Origin of the sequence: Oceanobacillus sp. Castelsardo (genome assembly GCF_001659985.1) — a bacterium.
Lineage (GTDB): Bacteria > Bacillota > Bacilli > Bacillales > Amphibacillaceae > Oceanobacillus.
This window is the reverse complement of the sequence record NZ_LYCS01000001.1, coordinates 34,824-50,289: the sequence shown is the minus strand read 5'-3', so window position 1 is coordinate 50,289 and position 15,466 is coordinate 34,824. Positions and strand designations below refer to the sequence as shown.

Genomic DNA, 15,466 nt, shown 5'->3' with positions numbered 1-15,466 from the left:
CCTTATTAGCATAATCTGAAATACGATAAATTATTACAAAAAATTACTGTACGACAATAAGTACAGTAATTTTTTAATTTTTATTTTATTAACTAGCTTTATGCTCTAAACGTAATCTATCAGCTACCATCGCTATAAACTCCGAATTCGTTGGCTTTGCTTTGGAAATATTAATGGTATATCCAAATAATTTTGAAATGGAATCAATATTCCCTCTGCTCCAAGCAACCTCAATTGCATGTCGAATCGCTCTTTCTACTCTAGAAGAGGTTGTATTAAATTTCTTTGCAATAGCTGGGTATAATACTTTTGTAATCGAACCTAATAGCTCAATATCATTATAAACCATTGTAATGGCCTCACGAAGGTACATATATCCTTTAATGTGTGCAGGCACACCAATTTCATGGATTATATTTGTAATACTCGCTTCTAAATCTTGCTTCTTCTCTTTTTTCATTGTCGTTTTAATATTTGACTGGATAATTTGTTTTCCTTCAACCTGTCTAATTTGATCAGCTAAGTGATCGAGATCGAATGGTTTTAAAATAAAATAAGAAGCCCCTAAATCAACCGCTTTTTTCATTACTTCCTCTTGACCAAATGCTGTTAACATAATGACGTTAGACTTCATTCCTCTTTCTCTAATTGTATTTAAAACCGCTAAGCCATCGATATGTGGCATAATAATATCTAACACTAGCACATCTGGATCAATTTCATCTAAAAGATTTAAACAATCCTTTCCATTATGAGCAGTTCCAATTATCTCAATATCATCTTGTTCTTCAAAATACTCCTCCATCATTTGTATTAGTTCTCTATTATCATCAACTAATCCCACTTTTATCTTTTTCAACAAAAGCTCCTCCTTTAACATATGTAACGAATACTTTTCCTTTTTATGATATTCTACAAAAGTTCTAAATATCCTTTTATTTATTTAAAAAGATTCCGTTTTATTACTATTTCTCATTCATTCTTCGTTTTTCTCTGTTTTTTGACATTATATGTCGAAAAATATTTAAAAAAGAAAAAGAAAAAAGTGATTTGTTATGACGCTCATAACAAATCACTTTTCTTTAACTAGCCTCTTTTTTATTACCATATATATCTACTCCGGCATCTTGCAACATCCATTCAATATGGACACCATAACCACTAGTAGGATCATTTACAAAAACATGTGTAACCGCTCCGATAACCTTTCCATCTTGAATTATCGGACTACCACTCATTCCCTGTACGATTCCGCCCGTTTTTTCTAAAAGCTCTTCATCCGTTATTTGGATAACCATACCTTTTGTAGCAGGATACTTTTGAGGTACACTGCTAATTATTTCGATTTCATACTCTTCAACTTTTTCTCCATCAACTACTGTTAAAATTTTAGCCGGTCCTTCCTTTACTTCATGTGATAAAGCTATTGGCATTGGCTTATCATATTTGCCATTTTTTATATCTTCATTTAATTTACCAAAAATACCAAAAGGACTATTTTTGGTTATATTTCCTATAATATTTTGGTTAGATGAAAATTTTGCTTGTTTTTCTCCAGGAATTCCGTTATTTCCTTTTTCAATAGAAGTAACGGATGAGCGTACAATGGTTCCATCATTAATTTCAACTGGTTTTTTTGTATCCATATCAGAAATAATATGACCTAATGCCCCGTATTTCTTGGATTCTGGCTCATAAAAAGTCATTGTTCCAATACCAGCAGCCGAATCTCTTATATATAACCCAATTTTATATTCATTTTCTTTATCATCAAGAATGGGTTCTAGCTTTGTTTCAATTAATTCCTTGCCCCTTTTAATTGTAATATTTAAATCTTCATTCTTTTCCCCTGCTTCAATTACATAATCTTTAATTTCTTTCATCTCTTTAATTGGATTATCGTTAATTTTAACAATGACATCACCGACATTTATCTCTGCTTCTTCCCCCGGTGAAACGGTTTTGTCGTTTTTATTTACAAGATGATGTCCGACTACTAAAACTCCTCGTGTTTGTAATTGTACACCTATGGATTGACCACCAGGTATTACCTTTACATCCTCTAATACCGAAAGATTCACTTTTTTAATTGGAAAACCATTCACTTCATAAACTAATTCACTTGATCCAGAATCACCGGCATAAAACATAGAAGTGTCAATTGCTTCAACATGTTCGCTGTTTGTTGATACCGTTACGCTATCTGCAATTTTCGGCAATTCAATTGGTTTTTCATCATTTAAAGTTACTACCTCATTTGGAATTGAGAAATATTTGTTTATAGGGGTTATGAAAGGAAATGTAACAAAAACCAAAAGGAGTATAACACCTATCCATTGTCTAACCGTATTAAATTTAGGTATTTTCATTTGGTTCACTCTCCTTATCTCTAACCACCCAAACCATTACTTCTTTTCAATTTATATCTGTATTTCTAATTTGACCTTATGACGTTAGTTTTAAACTGGAGAAACATAAGAAAAGATGTCTATCTTTACCTATAGAAAAATGAGTGAAAAAGGTATAAGTCCTTTAGCCCAAGTATTTATGGAATTATTCAATGATACTTACTTTTTATTAAGGATTTAATTAATATGAGAAATTAAAAATTTACGTTAAAAGTAAAAAAAGCCAGATGGTTTAGTTTCTGACTTTAATGGATAAATATTCAACTAACTGTTTGTTTAAAATTGGAAGCTAAGTCTAATAATTCTTTTGCATGCTCTTTCGCTGTTTCTGTAAGCTTTGTCCCGGTAATCATTCTACTTAATTCATTAACCTGTTCAACTAAGGTCAGTTCTTTGACTGTCGAAACAGTACGATCATGTTTTTCTTCTTTTTGAATAAATTTATGTGTATCTGCCATTGCGGCAACTTGAGGTAAGTGTGTAATGCAGAGAACTTGGGAATCATGTGATATTTGGTGAATTTTTTCGGCCATTGCTTGTGCAACTCTTCCACTAACTCCTGTGTCAACTTCATCAAAAATAACACTAGTCACACCCTGTTGTTTGGCAAATAACTTTTTAAGAACCAACATAATTCGGGATAATTCGCCCCCAGAGGCCACTTTGTTTAACACTTTCAAGGGTTCTCCAGCGTTGGTTGAGATTAAAAACTGTATTTTATCAAAGCCATATTTGTATAACTTAGGATTTTGATTATGATCTTCGTCTAAATCGAAAAAAATAGAAAAAGAAGCCTTTTCTAAGTATAAATCTTTAAATTCACTTACTACCGCTTTTGTTAATTTATCAGCTAACTTTTTACGAATATCATGTAATTGTTTTGCTTCTAATAATGCATCTTTTTCAACTTCTTCTATTTGTTTTAATAATGAGTTAAGGTGTGTATCTTTATTCGTTAATTCTTCAATTTCTTCTTCAATTTTCGCAAGATACTCGATTATTTCATTAACACTTCCACCATATTTCTTTTTAAGCCGGTTTATTTCATTTATTCTCGATTCAATTTCATTTAATCTTTCTGGATTGAATTGTAATGAGTCTAACTTATTTCTTAATTCATAAGCAAAATCTTCCAAGGTATAATAATGATTAGCAAACTTCTCAGAATTCTCTTCAATAAAAGGATCAACTTTAAGATTTTCCTCCATGGAGACATGTGCTTTATTTAACCAGTCTAGAGCTCTTCCCTCACCATACAATGCATTATAGGCATTCGTTAATGACGAATATATTTTCTCGAAATTTACAAGACCGTTACGTTCCTGTTCTAACTCATGATCTTCGTTTGGTTCCAAATTGGATTGTTCTATTTCATTTTTTTGAAATTCTAAAAGATCAAGACGATGGGCTGTTTCTTGTTCATTTTCATTTAATAGTTTGTATCGATTTTTCAAAGTTGTTAATCGGTCAAATAGTATCGCGTATTCTTCTTTTGCTTTCCCAATCAATCTTGGTTCATACATATCAAGAAAATCCAAATGATTATCAGTATCCATTAACACCTGGGTCTCATGCTGGCTGTGAATATCAATCAATTTCCGACCAAATTCCTTTAAAATAGCTAAGGTAACTAACTTACTATTTACACGACAAATACTTTTACCAGAAGCTGTAATTGTTCTTTCTAAAACAATTTGTCCATCTTGTATATCGACACCGAATTGTTTGGCAACACCATAGATTGGATGAGCGTTACTATCAATAATGAATAAACCTTCTATTTCACTTTTGTTTGAACCATGCCTAACAAATTGAACTGAACCACGTCCACCAGCTAATAATTGGATTGCATCAATAATGATTGATTTTCCAGCTCCGGTCTCTCCGGTTAATACCGTCAAACCTTCCGTAAAAGTAATTGAAATCTCCTCTATAATTGCAAAGTCACGTATTGATAGTTCTGTTAACAAACATAATCACCCCAATACATTAAAGCATATTAATTAACCGATTTTTAATTTCCTCTGACTCTGCTTCTGTTCTACATATGATTAAACATGTATCATCTCCACAAATGGTACCCATTATTTCATCCCAATCTAAGTTATCAACTAAAACACCGATGGAATGGGCATTTCCTGGTAATGTTTTTAATACAATAAAATGACTTGCAGAATCAATCTTAACAAAAACATCGATAATCATTCTTTTTAATTTTTCAAGTGGGTTATATCTTTGATCTGCTGGGAGACTGTACGCATATCGTCCGTTAGTTGTTGGAACTTTCACGAGTTGTAATTCTTTAATATCTCTTGAAACTGTAGCTTGGGTAACATTAAAACCAAGAGCTTTTAGTCGATCAACTAAGTCATCCTGTGTCTCAATTTCTTTCTCTGTTATTAATTCTCGAATTTTTAAATGACGTTGAATTTTACTCATTCGTTACTTCTCCTTATTTCATTAAAGTGGTACCTTACTTTTTATCTAGTGTTTTATGGGCCTGTTCTACAATTTCTTCCATATTCATTGGGTTTAATGGAGTATTATTTGTCTTCCAACCTAAATGTGCGAGAAATTCAATATTCCCTTCCCCCCCTGTAATCGGGGAAAATGTTATATTAATTATTTCATAACCTTCAGTTTGGGCAAATTGAGTAATGTTCTGGATAACATTATAGTGAACCGATTTATCACGAACAATCCCTTTCGTACCGACCTGTTCTCTTTTTGCTTCAAATTGTGGTTTAATTAAAGCAACAATATCACTATTTTCTTCTAATAATCCTTTTAGTACTGGAAGGATTTGTCTAAGCGAAATAAAGGATACATCTATGGAAGCTAAGTTAGGCTTTCCTTTTTCTAACATTTCGGACGTAACGTATCGGAAATTTGTTCTTTCCATTACAACAACACGATTATCATTTCTTAATTTCCAATCTAACTGGTTATATCCAACATCAATTGCATAACTTAACCGAGCTCCATTTTGTAAAGCACAATCCGTAAACCCGCCAGTTGAAGATCCAATATCAATTAAAATCTTTCCTTCAGCTGAAATATGGAAGCATGTCAAAGCTTTTTCTAATTTTAATCCACCACGGCTAACGTATGGTATCTTTTTTTCTTTAATGTGTAAGGGAGTATCTTCTTTTATCAACATGCCAGGTTTATCGAGACGATTTTGTCCAGAAAAAACTAGACCAGCCATTATGATACGTTTTGCTTTATCGATGCTTTCCAATAAATGCTTTTCTACTAATAATTCATCAAGTCTTTTTTTACCCATTCGTACACCCTTTTATTTTTTATTTTTTGGTAATACTTTTATTTTTAATTTATTTTCAATAAAAAATAAAGTTTTACCAATCAAAAATATTATTTGTGTTGAACTGTTTATTGCAATGGTTTTACCTAAAGCTTTTCCACCAACTGTTAAAGCCGCAACAATACTTGTTAATACTGTTGACAAAGCTAATTGGCTAGGTGCCCCCTCTGTCTGATTTAATAATGAAGCGATTTGTAACACTACTATTGCAGATGCGGTACCACTAACAATTCCGGATATATCACCAATTACATCATTACAAAAGCTTGCAAAGCGATCTGCATTTCTTACTAAATAAACAGCTTCTTTTGACCCTGGTACTTTCTCCGCAGCCATTGCATGAAATGGCCTTTCATCAGCAGCAGTTGCAGCAATCCCGAACATATCAAAAATGACTCCAATAAGAATAATGATCAGAACGATAAAAATACCTGTAAACCAAACAACCCCACTAAGGATTGACGAAGATACAACTGAAAAAATAGCCGCTAACACAAAAGTGATAACGGCAATAGTCAGGCTAAATTTAATTGAACGTTTTATTTGTGATTTCATTTATTTCCCCTAAATAAAAATATGTAACTGGAATGGTCTTTTAAAAGGTTAAAACTACGGCTTAGGTCCAGTAGGTTTTCCCAAGTAGATACCCCACGTCACCGTGAAGGGCGGTTCCCCTTTAAATCCACCTTAGCCTTGTCACCAAAAGCTAGACTGGATTACCACTTAGTCCGCACTATAATCCCTTCTAAAAGTCATTTGAACAGTCTAGGAGATTTCCTCTAACAGTCTTTAACCTATCCCTAGTCTCTTTTGCAGTACGGATTTCATAGACATTCATATTAAACCTAGTGGCCACCTAGATTTAATACGGATTAATCTAATCCCCTCAGCACCACTCAAGACAGGCTACGCTGCACATTAGGTATTTATACCCTTGTATTGCAGGTTCATACCCCATTCCATCATCATAACTAGGCTTAGTTATCACAACAGAGATGGGCCTCCGCGGAAATCGGGTCAACGCCCACATGCCTTTGTGGATCGCCCGAAATCCTTAACTCCCAGCACCGACCCAAGGCTGGGCGCCTCAAGCCGACACAAGGAACTTCATCGATGTGCCCTTTGGCGAATTTTTAGGCCCGCCTTCAGGATAGGAGGACTGACTAGAATACTGCACCATCCCATTTATACTTTTTATTATAACAGGAATTTGTCATTTTTTCTATGTTGATTTTAGTGATCGCGGTTACTAAAATAATGCGTTAAATCTTTTAAAACTGCACTTCTCGCTCCCGCATTTTCAAGTTCAAGATATGCTTTTTCAACATAATCTTTCTTTTTATCCATTGCCCCATCCAAACCAAGTAATTTGGGATAAGTACTTTTATGATTATTTTCATCACTGCCCACAGGTTTACCTAATTTTTCTTGATCACCGGTTACGTCAAGTATGTCATCTTGTACTTGAAAAATTAACCCTAAATAATAAGCAAATTGTTTCAAATGCTGCAGTTGACTTTCTGATGCGCCACCAAGATATCCACCTGCAGACATCGCAAACTCCAGTAATTTCCCTGTTTTCAATGCATGAATGTTTTCAAGTTCTTCTATTTTTACTTGACGCGTTTCTGCTTCCATATCTAATATTTGTCCGGCAACCATTCCCTTTGGTCCACTAGTTGCTGAAAGCATTTTAATTATTTCTACTTTTTGATTATTATTTAATAATGGATCTTGAGCAATTAATTCAAAACTATAAGTAAGTAGGGCATCTCCAGCTAAAATAGCTGTGGCCTCATCAAATACCTTATGGTTCGTAGGTTTTCCTCTTCGATAATCATCATCATCCATCGCCGGTAAGTCATCATGTATAAGTGAATAAGTATGAATTAACTCTAATGCAATACAAGAGCTTAATGCACGATTAAATTCATCAGCAAAAGATTCAAAACTGGCTATTAATAGAACTGGTCTTAACCTTTTACCTCCTGCTTCAACTGAATATAACATAGATTGTTTTAACTGTTCGGGGATTGGAAGGCTTTCTATATGCTGAACCAACTCTTCATCGACTATCTTTCTGTATCGATTAATATAGGCATTTATTTTTTCCGACACGTCAATCTTCCTCCTGCACTTCAAACAGTTCGAATTCCCCTTGTTCATTCATTATTTGCGCCATTTTCTCCTGAACATTATTTAACTTATCATTACATATTTTAGAAAGGTTCATTCCTTCTTGATAATAAGTAATTGCTTTTTCTAAAGGAACATCTCCCTCTTCAAGTTTTTGAACGATTTCTTCCAATTTACTCATCGCTTCCTCAAATGAAAGTTCTTCTTTACTCATTTATATCCTCCTCTAATTGGAGTACTTGACAATTAATCCTTCCATTACTTAATCGGACCTGGATTTTATCATCTATATGTACTTGATTAATCGTCTTTATTAATTCCCCATATTCTGTATAAGGTAAGGCAAAACCCCTTTTCATAATTTGTAAAGGGTTTAATAACGTTAATTTTTCAACTGTATTGGACCATTTATTTGTTTTATTTTCAAAGTTTCTTAACATATAATCATTTTGAAGCTTTATATATTCTGAAATTTTTTTCTTTGTTTGTTCTATCTGTTTTTTTGGATGTTGTACTTCTAATCGTCTCATAACATGATGAATTTCTTGTTTTTTGTTTTCCTGTTTTCTTACCATAGCCCTTTGTAATCTTTCCATTAACGCGTCTAAATCCTGATCTTTTTGTTTTATTAGTTGCTCAGGATAACGAAAGGCATATGATTTCGTTAATCGATTTAAATGATTTTTATGATTCAAGGTTTCTTTATACAATTCTCTATTTAGAGCTTGCTTTAGCATCAAAAGTTTTTCTTTTAAATCGATAACCGATTGTACAGCAATTTCCGCAGCACCTGTAGGGGTTGGTGCCCTTAAATCAGCAACAAAATCACTAATCGTGACATCGGTCTCATGCCCTACAGCTGAGATAATAGGAATACTCGAATGGTAGATAGCGTCGGCAACTTTCTCTTCGTTAAAACTCCACAACTCTTCGATAGAACCTCCACCTCTACCAACTATTAAAGTATCAAAGCCACCAATCTCATTTGCTTTATTAATAGCCAATGAGATTGAGGACGGGGAATTTGGACCTTGTACTAATACAGGTATAACCGTTATTTTTACAATTGGATATCTTCTTCTTAACGTTGTAATTATATCTCTAACTGCAGCTCCAGTTGGAGATGTAATAACCCCGATGTGTTCTGGGTAAAGGGGAATGTTTTTCTTAATGGAAGGTTCAAAATATCCCTTTTTCTGTAGTTTCTCTTTTAATTGTTCGAATGCTAAATATAATGATCCAATACCATCCGGCTCCATTTGACTTATATATAGCTGATATTGTCCATAAGCTTCATATACGCTAATTTCGCCTTTTATTAATACATTCATTCCATTTTCCGGTTTAAATTTTAAAAATCGATTATTTCCAGCGAACATTACTGCCTGTATTTTTGTTTGAGTATCCTTGATGGTCATGTACATATGCCCACGGGAGTGTTGTTTGAAATTGGAAATTTCACCTTTTATTAAAATTTGCTTTAAATGAGGATCCGTATCCATTTTTCGTTTAATATATTTTGTTACAGCAGTGACTGTTAAATATTTTTCAATCAACGATTTTCTAATCCTTTAGCAGCTTTAATTGTATTCTCTAACAGCATCGCAATGGTCATCGGTCCGACTCCCTTAGGAACTGGGGTAATGTATGAAGCTTTTTCTACAGCACTGTCAAAATCTACATCGCCTGTTAGTTTACCTGTTTCTAAACGATTAATTCCCACATCAATAACTACAGCACCTTCTTTAATATCATCAGCTGTAATGACGTTTGGTCTTCCGATAGCTACTATTAAAATATCTGCTTTCGATGTGTATTCTTTCAAATTTGTTGTACGTGAATGACAATATGTAACAGTTGCATTTTCATTTAATAGTAATTGTCCAACAGGTTTCCCAACAATATTACTTCTGCCAATGATCACTGCATGTTTTCCCTCTATATCGATACTTCTTGATTTTAACATCGTTATAATTCCATATGGGGTACACGGTAGAAAGGTATCTTCACCGAGCATCATCTTCCCAACATTAATGGGGTGGAATCCGTCAACATCTTTATCGGGATTAATTGTATCAATCACTTTTTGTTCACTAATATGTTTAGGAAGAGGCAATTGTACTAAAATACCGTTTACTGTAATGTCATCGTTTAATTTATGTATTAGATTTAATAACTCTTCTTCCGATGTACTTGCTGGTAATTCAATAAGTGAAGAAGAAATTCCAACTTCAGCCGCTGCCTTTTCTTTTCCTTTAACATAAGATTTAGAAGCAGGATTATCCCCAATTAATACAACTGTTAAATGCGGATGAATCCCCTTTTGTTTTAATTTCGTAACTTCTTCTTTCATGTTCATTCTAAGTTCTTGTGCTAAATCTTTACCGTTAATAACTTCTGCTGTCATGTATGTTTCTCCTTTTAAGAAATAATTTTTGATAAAACACCATTCACAAATTTCCCTGATTTTTCATCACCGAATTTATTTGCCAATTCAATTGCTTCGTTTATCGAAACATTATTTGGGACGTCATCAAGAAATTTTATTTCGAAGGTCGCTATACGTAAAATACTTCGCTCAACAGATGCAATACGATTTAAAGTCCATTTTTCTAGGTGATTAGAAATAATAGTGTCAATTTCATGTTGATTAGCAATTACCCCATGAACAATTGATTCAAGAAACGAATCTTTTTTACCATTTTCTACTACCGACCCAATTGCTGCTTCTATTTCCATTTCATTTAAATCCATTTGGAATAAGATTTGAAATGCTTTTACCCTTGCTGTATGTCGATTCATCAGCCTAACTCCTTTGCTTTCTTCTCTACAAATAATAACACGATAATCTATCTAAAGCTAGAATTCTGTAGAAAAATGAATAGTTCTAGCAAAACTAAACACATTCGCTAAGAATGAGCGAATGTGTTTAGTTTTTCATATATTGGGTTATTAAAATTTAGCTGCGTTGAACTCGCTACTTACCTTTCTTTACTTTCCCAACGTAAAGAAATGAAGGTCATTTGACCTTCATTTTAATCTTGTTCACTAATTTCGTTTCCTTCCATGTTAATACCAACAACATGAACATTTACTTCATCTAAATCTAAAGAAGTCATATATTTTAATGATTCACGTATATTAGTTTGAATTTTTTGGGCTACCTTAGGTATAGAAACACCAAAATTCAAAATAACATAAAGGTCAATAGAAATTCCGTTCTCTGTTAGCTCGACTTTTACACCTTTACTATGAGTTTTTTTACCTAAACGCTCAACAACACCTGAAGCAAAATTTCCTCGCATTGCATATAATTCTTCTACTTCTGTAGCTGCAATCCCTGCAATGACTTCTATTACTTCTGGAGCAATCTCAATACTACCCAATGCTGAATCCTCTTTAACACTCAATAATGGTTGTTCACTCATGATATCACTCCTAATTCGTACGTAAATACGCTCCTAATTTTCTTTTTGAATAATCGGGTTTTCTTCCAAGAAATTAGTGTTGAAATCTCCTTTAATAAAGACCTCATTTTCCATAATTAAACTATGGAATGGAACGGTAGTATGAATACCTTCAATAACAAATTCATCCAACGCGCGTTTCATACGTTTAATTGCTTCTTCACGTGTTGGAGCATACGTAATAAGCTTGGCAATCATAGAATCATAGTAAGGTGGGATTTGGTATCCAGAGTAAGCCGCTGAATCCACACGAACACCTAATCCACCTGGAGCTAGATACATATTAATATTCCCCGCTGATGGCATAAAGTTTCTAAATGGGTTTTCAGCATTGATTCTACATTCAATAGCATGTCCATCTAACTTAATATCATCTTGAGAAATACTAAGTTTTTCATTATTTGCTACTTTAATTTGTTCTTTAATCAAATCAACTCCAGTGACCATTTCAGTCACAGGGTGTTCTACCTGTATTCTAGTATTCATTTCCATAAAGTAGAATTCATTTGATTTCCTATCAAAAATATATTCAATGGTTCCTGCACCAACGTAATTTACTGCTTTTGCAGCTTTCACTGATGCTTCCCCCATTTTTTGTCTAGTTTCCGGGGTAATAGCTGGTGATGGGGTTTCTTCCACCAATTTTTGAAGTCTACGTTGTATGGAACAATCTCTCTCCCCTAAATGAACTACGTTACCATGTTTATCAGCTAATACTTGAATTTCTACATGTCGGAAATCTTCAATAAATTTTTCTAAATAGACTCCCGGATTACCGAAAGCTGTTTCCGCTTCTTTTTGAGTGACACGAATACCCTTTATTAAATCCTCTTCAGATCTCGCAACACGAATTCCTTTTCCACCGCCACCAGCTGTTGCTTTAATAATAACTGGAAATCCAATTTTATTAGCAATTTCTAATGCTTCTTCTTCACTTTCTATTATACCATCAGAACCTGGTACAATCGGTACATTTGCATTTTTCATTGTATCTCTAGCAACATCTTTGATACCCATTTTTTGGATTGCTTCTGGTGTAGGACCTACGAATTCAATGTTGCAATCGTTACAAATTTCCGCAAAGTCTGCATTTTCGGCTAAAAATCCATATCCAGGATGAATGGCATCCACTTCTGTTAGTGTTGCAACACTCATAATATTTGTAAAGTTAAGGTAGCTGTCTTTACTTAATTTCGGACCGATGCAATATGCTTCATCTGCTAACTGTACATGTAATGCCTCTTTATCCGCTTCTGAGTATACAGCGACGGTTTTGATACCTAATTCTTTACATGCACGTATTATCCGAACTGCAATTTCTCCTCTATTTGCAATTAGCAGTTTTTTTATCAATTATTCCAACCCCTTACTTTGTCTTCACTTTAAATAATGGTTGTCCATATTCTACCAGTTCACCATTTTCTACTAATACCTCTACTATTTCTCCGTCGACCTCTGCTTCAATCTCATTAAATAGCTTCATTGCTTCGACGATACATACAATTGTATCTTTTTGAATATTACTCCCTTTAGAAACATAATTATCACTATCTGGCGATGGAGAAGCATAAAATGTACCTACCATCGGTGATACGATTTCATAATTAGCATCTGTAGAATCTACTTGTGGTTCAGCTTTAACTTGAACAGATTCAACTTTTATTGGTTCTTCCTTATCAGTAGTTACTTTTGATTCATTGTTTACAACTGTTTGTTTAGGAGTCTCTGTAACAACTTGCTGTTGTTCAACAAATCCATTTCCAGATTTTTTCATTGTTACACTTGTCCCATCATTTTCATAGGTAAATTCACTAATGTCGGACTTATCAATAAGCTTAATTAATTCTCTAATCTCTTGTACTTTTAACATGTATGGCACCCCTTTTGAAAAAATTTACTATTTGATGTTCAAAACGTCCGCTAAAATGACACTTCGGTACAAGGAACCACCAAAAAAGTTCCGTCACGTCCTTGAAAAAGAAAAGCACTTTTTAGCATGTACCACTCGGTCTTTTTATCCTCCTTTTTTGAACACACACTAATAGGTATAATAACTTCTTTATCATTTTACTATTAGATTGTAAAATACATCAAGGATTAAACCCTTCTCCAAAATATAAAATATTCAAAAAACAATATAAAATTATTATAACAATCTCCTTGAATAATTTCTACAAAAACAAGAAAATCAGATGCTCCGGCTAAAATAGCATCTGATTTCCTGATTTTATTCTTTGTCTGATTGCTCAGTCGATTCTTTAGTTGGCTCCTCTGTATTGTTCTCAGCTGACTCCTCAGGGGCTTCCTTATCAGATGGTTGAGTAATGACATCTACAGGAATTTCACCAAATTCATCATAAACCATTCTCATAATATTATTTGCTTCTGTGCTTGAAAGTTGTTCATTCGCTTGAACATGAACATGTACTTTATCGTTTTCGGAACGTACTAAAACATCTTGATACTCAGCAGAAGCTAATATTGTTTCTTCTAAAATCTTCTCTATTTTTGATGTGTTTTCTAACTGATCGATTTCCCTTAATGCTTCGTCTTTATCCTCAACACTTGCAGAACCTGATGCGACAACCTCTTCTAGTCTTGATTTAGACATACTTCTTTCATCTTGTACTTCCATGCGAATGGTAGTAAATAGTTCATTGCCATCCATGTTTGTCATTTCATCCACTTCTGTACCTTCAGCTTGAGCGCTTGTTGCATCCGTCGCCTGTTCAGCGGGCTCTTTGCCATTATCAATATAAGCCAAATCATCATTATTCGGTGAAATCAAATAATACACACTTAATACAATCATTAAACTCAACATTGTTAATAACCAAACTGTTTGTTTTTTTAACATTATACTTCCTCCCTTAATTAGTTTTCGGCATTACCGAAACCTTATGTGTTGGCACATCAAGTACCCTTGAAACTGCTTCAACAATCCATTTTTTTACCGTGGCATGGTCAGCTCCTTTTGCAACTACAAACACACCACTTACTTCCGGTTTTTCTGTCTTAACTAGTAAAGGAACTTCTCTATCTCCCTGGCGCACGAATACAATTTGAGTTTCTTCTGTCTGATCTTCAACTTTTCTTATCCCTCCATTTTTATCAGTTTCATCCGAAGTTTGTTGACCCTTTATTATATTCTTTTCGAAAACCTGGACATTCGTAGATGCTAGATTAACCATAACTTCTGCATCAGAAACACCTTTTATTTTATTCAGCATTTCTTCTAAATCCCCTTCAAAGTCTTTTTCTAATTCTTCAACATCAGAAGTTCTTTCACTGTCTTCAGGATTGGATACTTGTACATTTTCTTTTTGGGTTTGTTCCATCGGTTTATTAATTTCTGTTTCTCCACTTGAATCTGTCAAAATATTATTTAAAAATATAAGAAGTATACCTATCAAACCTAGAATAATGATATATCCTATTTTATTTGATACTTTTTTACTTCCATTACCATTCTTAGACTGGAAAAATTTCTCGAAGAATTTTTTCAAGATGCGCCTCCCTCCCAGTAGATTGTTATCTCTTTGTCGGTAAGTTCCCAAACCTTTGTTAGTAATTGTTTAATTTTCTCATCATGCCTGTCCACGTCTTTTTTCTCTACTACATGATCTGTGTTAATTACAACATCTTCAACTACGCTATCTTCTCCCTCCTCTTCTACCAAATCTTTTACATAAACAATGACTTCTTCAAGATCCTCGTAAGAATAACTCTCATTTGAATTAAATTTAAATTCGATATTCGTTATTTCCAATTGATGTTCTTCTTTTATAGGATCCTCAGCAATTTCTATTAGTTGGACAGCCATTTGTTCTAAAATATATGCATCTTGTGTGGTTTGTATCTCTTTTTTTTGAAATTCTATTAAATTTTTTACAGATTCACTGTCACTTCCAACATCATTGACCTGTTGAAAAGACTTATTTAATGCGGTTTCCATATCAATATTCAATACATAAAATATTGGTTTTAATAAAATTAAAATAAGAATTAATCCGACCACTAATTTGATATATTTGTTCATTGAAGAGGTTGGGATTAATAAATCAATGATAGTAGCAAGAACAATAAATAATATAATTTGTGTAACCCAGTTTATGACTACATCCATCTCT

The 15,466-nt window shown here is 33.6% G+C and carries 17 protein-coding genes; all 17 read right to left on the bottom strand.

The window, feature by feature from the left end; genetic code table 11:
- Window positions 1-88: 88 nt before the first annotated feature.
- On the bottom strand, window positions 89-859 hold the full coding sequence (gene spo0A / locus A9178_RS00285) for a sporulation transcription factor Spo0A (protein ID WP_068671929.1): 771 nt from the start codon (window positions 857-859) through the stop codon (window positions 89-91).
- Window positions 860-1,082: 223 nt separating this feature from the next.
- A complete protein-coding gene (gene spoIVB, locus A9178_RS00280; RefSeq protein ID WP_068671928.1) occupies window positions 1,083-2,369 on the bottom strand; it encodes a SpoIVB peptidase in 1,287 nt (428 codons plus the stop codon).
- 299 nt (window positions 2,370-2,668) lie between these two features.
- Complete coding sequence (gene recN / locus A9178_RS00275) at window positions 2,669-4,378, bottom strand: DNA repair protein RecN (RefSeq protein ID WP_068671927.1); 1,710 nt, start codon at window positions 4,376-4,378, stop codon at window positions 2,669-2,671.
- Between the two features lie 19 nt (window positions 4,379-4,397).
- Window positions 4,398-4,847, bottom strand: a complete 450-nt coding sequence (gene ahrC, locus A9178_RS00270; protein WP_068671926.1) for a transcriptional regulator AhrC/ArgR — start codon at window positions 4,845-4,847, stop codon at window positions 4,398-4,400.
- Between the two features lie 34 nt (window positions 4,848-4,881).
- The gene (locus A9178_RS00265; protein WP_068671925.1) at window positions 4,882-5,694 is read right to left on the bottom strand and encodes a TlyA family RNA methyltransferase; all 813 of its coding nucleotides are present in this window, start codon (window positions 5,692-5,694) and stop codon (window positions 4,882-4,884) included.
- Window positions 5,695-5,706: 12 nt separating this feature from the next.
- Window positions 5,707-6,288 (bottom strand): hypothetical protein, encoded by a 582-nt coding sequence (locus A9178_RS00260; protein WP_068671924.1) that lies wholly within the window; start codon window positions 6,286-6,288, stop codon window positions 5,707-5,709.
- 678 nt (window positions 6,289-6,966) lie between these two features.
- A complete protein-coding gene (locus A9178_RS00255; protein ID WP_068671923.1) occupies window positions 6,967-7,851 on the bottom strand; it encodes a polyprenyl synthetase family protein in 885 nt (294 codons plus the stop codon).
- A 1-nt stretch (window position 7,852) separates the two neighbouring features.
- Entirely contained in the window at window positions 7,853-8,083 is a 231-nt protein-coding gene (locus A9178_RS00250; RefSeq protein ID WP_068671922.1) for an exodeoxyribonuclease VII small subunit, read from the bottom strand.
- Window positions 8,076-9,425 (bottom strand): exodeoxyribonuclease VII large subunit, encoded by a 1,350-nt coding sequence (gene xseA, locus A9178_RS00245; protein WP_068671921.1) that lies wholly within the window; start codon window positions 9,423-9,425, stop codon window positions 8,076-8,078. Before xseA ends, A9178_RS00250 begins: the two co-directional genes overlap by 8 nt.
- Window positions 9,422-10,276, bottom strand: coding sequence for a bifunctional methylenetetrahydrofolate dehydrogenase/methenyltetrahydrofolate cyclohydrolase FolD (gene folD, locus A9178_RS00240; RefSeq protein WP_068671920.1), 855 nt, complete (start codon window positions 10,274-10,276; stop codon window positions 9,422-9,424). The genes xseA and folD overlap by 4 nt, the downstream gene beginning before the upstream one ends.
- A 14-nt stretch (window positions 10,277-10,290) precedes the next feature.
- Window positions 10,291-10,671: a transcription antitermination factor NusB gene (gene nusB / locus A9178_RS00235; protein ID WP_068671919.1), complete on the bottom strand. Its 381-nt coding sequence runs from the start codon at window positions 10,669-10,671 to the stop codon at window positions 10,291-10,293.
- 233 nt (window positions 10,672-10,904) lie between these two features.
- Window positions 10,905-11,297 (bottom strand): Asp23/Gls24 family envelope stress response protein, encoded by a 393-nt coding sequence (locus A9178_RS00230; RefSeq protein WP_068671918.1) that lies wholly within the window; start codon window positions 11,295-11,297, stop codon window positions 10,905-10,907.
- 33 nt (window positions 11,298-11,330) lie between these two features.
- On the bottom strand, window positions 11,331-12,689 hold the full coding sequence (gene accC / locus A9178_RS00225; RefSeq protein WP_068671917.1) for an acetyl-CoA carboxylase biotin carboxylase subunit: 1,359 nt from the start codon (window positions 12,687-12,689) through the stop codon (window positions 11,331-11,333).
- 13 nt (window positions 12,690-12,702) lie between these two features.
- Window positions 12,703-13,206 (bottom strand): acetyl-CoA carboxylase biotin carboxyl carrier protein, encoded by a 504-nt coding sequence (gene accB / locus A9178_RS00220; RefSeq protein ID WP_068671916.1) that lies wholly within the window; start codon window positions 13,204-13,206, stop codon window positions 12,703-12,705.
- 357 nt (window positions 13,207-13,563) lie between these two features.
- Entirely contained in the window at window positions 13,564-14,193 is a 630-nt protein-coding gene (locus A9178_RS00215; RefSeq protein ID WP_068671915.1) for a SpoIIIAH-like family protein, read from the bottom strand.
- A gap of 13 nt (window positions 14,194-14,206) precedes the next feature.
- Window positions 14,207-14,842 carry a stage III sporulation protein AG gene (spoIIIAG, locus tag A9178_RS00210; protein WP_068671914.1) on the bottom strand — a complete coding sequence of 212 codons (636 nt, stop codon included), beginning with the start codon at window positions 14,840-14,842 and terminating at the stop codon, window positions 14,207-14,209.
- Window positions 14,839-15,462, bottom strand: coding sequence for a stage III sporulation protein AF (spoIIIAF, locus tag A9178_RS00205; protein WP_068671913.1), 624 nt, complete (start codon window positions 15,460-15,462; stop codon window positions 14,839-14,841). The genes spoIIIAG and spoIIIAF overlap by 4 nt, the downstream gene beginning before the upstream one ends.
- Window positions 15,463-15,466: the final 4 nt, after the last annotated feature.

What these genes read in the sequence shown, in the direction of transcription:
- A9178_RS00260 (WP_068671924.1), bottom strand. Translation starts at nt 6,288, where the DNA reads ATGAAATCACAAATAAAACGTTCAATTAAATTTAGCCTGACTATTGCC.
- ahrC (WP_068671926.1), bottom strand. Translation starts at nt 4,847, where the DNA reads ATGAGTAAAATTCAACGTCATTTAAAAATTCGAGAATTAATAACAGAG.
- A9178_RS00230 (WP_068671918.1), bottom strand. Translation starts at nt 11,297, where the DNA reads ATGAGTGAACAACCATTATTGAGTGTTAAAGAGGATTCAGCATTGGGT.
- A9178_RS00265 (WP_068671925.1), bottom strand. Translation starts at nt 5,694, where the DNA reads ATGGGTAAAAAAAGACTTGATGAATTATTAGTAGAAAAGCATTTATTG.
- accB (WP_068671916.1), bottom strand. Translation starts at nt 13,206, where the DNA reads ATGTTAAAAGTACAAGAGATTAGAGAATTAATTAAGCTTATTGATAAG.
- spoIIIAF (WP_068671913.1), bottom strand. Translation starts at nt 15,462, where the DNA reads ATGGATGTAGTCATAAACTGGGTTACACAAATTATATTATTTATTGTT.
- A9178_RS00250 (WP_068671922.1), bottom strand. Translation starts at nt 8,083, where the DNA reads ATGAGTAAAGAAGAACTTTCATTTGAGGAAGCGATGAGTAAATTGGAA.
- nusB (WP_068671919.1), bottom strand. Translation starts at nt 10,671, where the DNA reads ATGAATCGACATACAGCAAGGGTAAAAGCATTTCAAATCTTATTCCAA.
- spoIVB (WP_068671928.1), bottom strand. Translation starts at nt 2,369, where the DNA reads ATGAAAATACCTAAATTTAATACGGTTAGACAATGGATAGGTGTTATA.
- folD (WP_068671920.1), bottom strand. Translation starts at nt 10,276, where the DNA reads ATGACAGCAGAAGTTATTAACGGTAAAGATTTAGCACAAGAACTTAGA.
- A9178_RS00215 (WP_068671915.1), bottom strand. Translation starts at nt 14,193, where the DNA reads ATGTTAAAAAAACAAACAGTTTGGTTATTAACAATGTTGAGTTTAATG.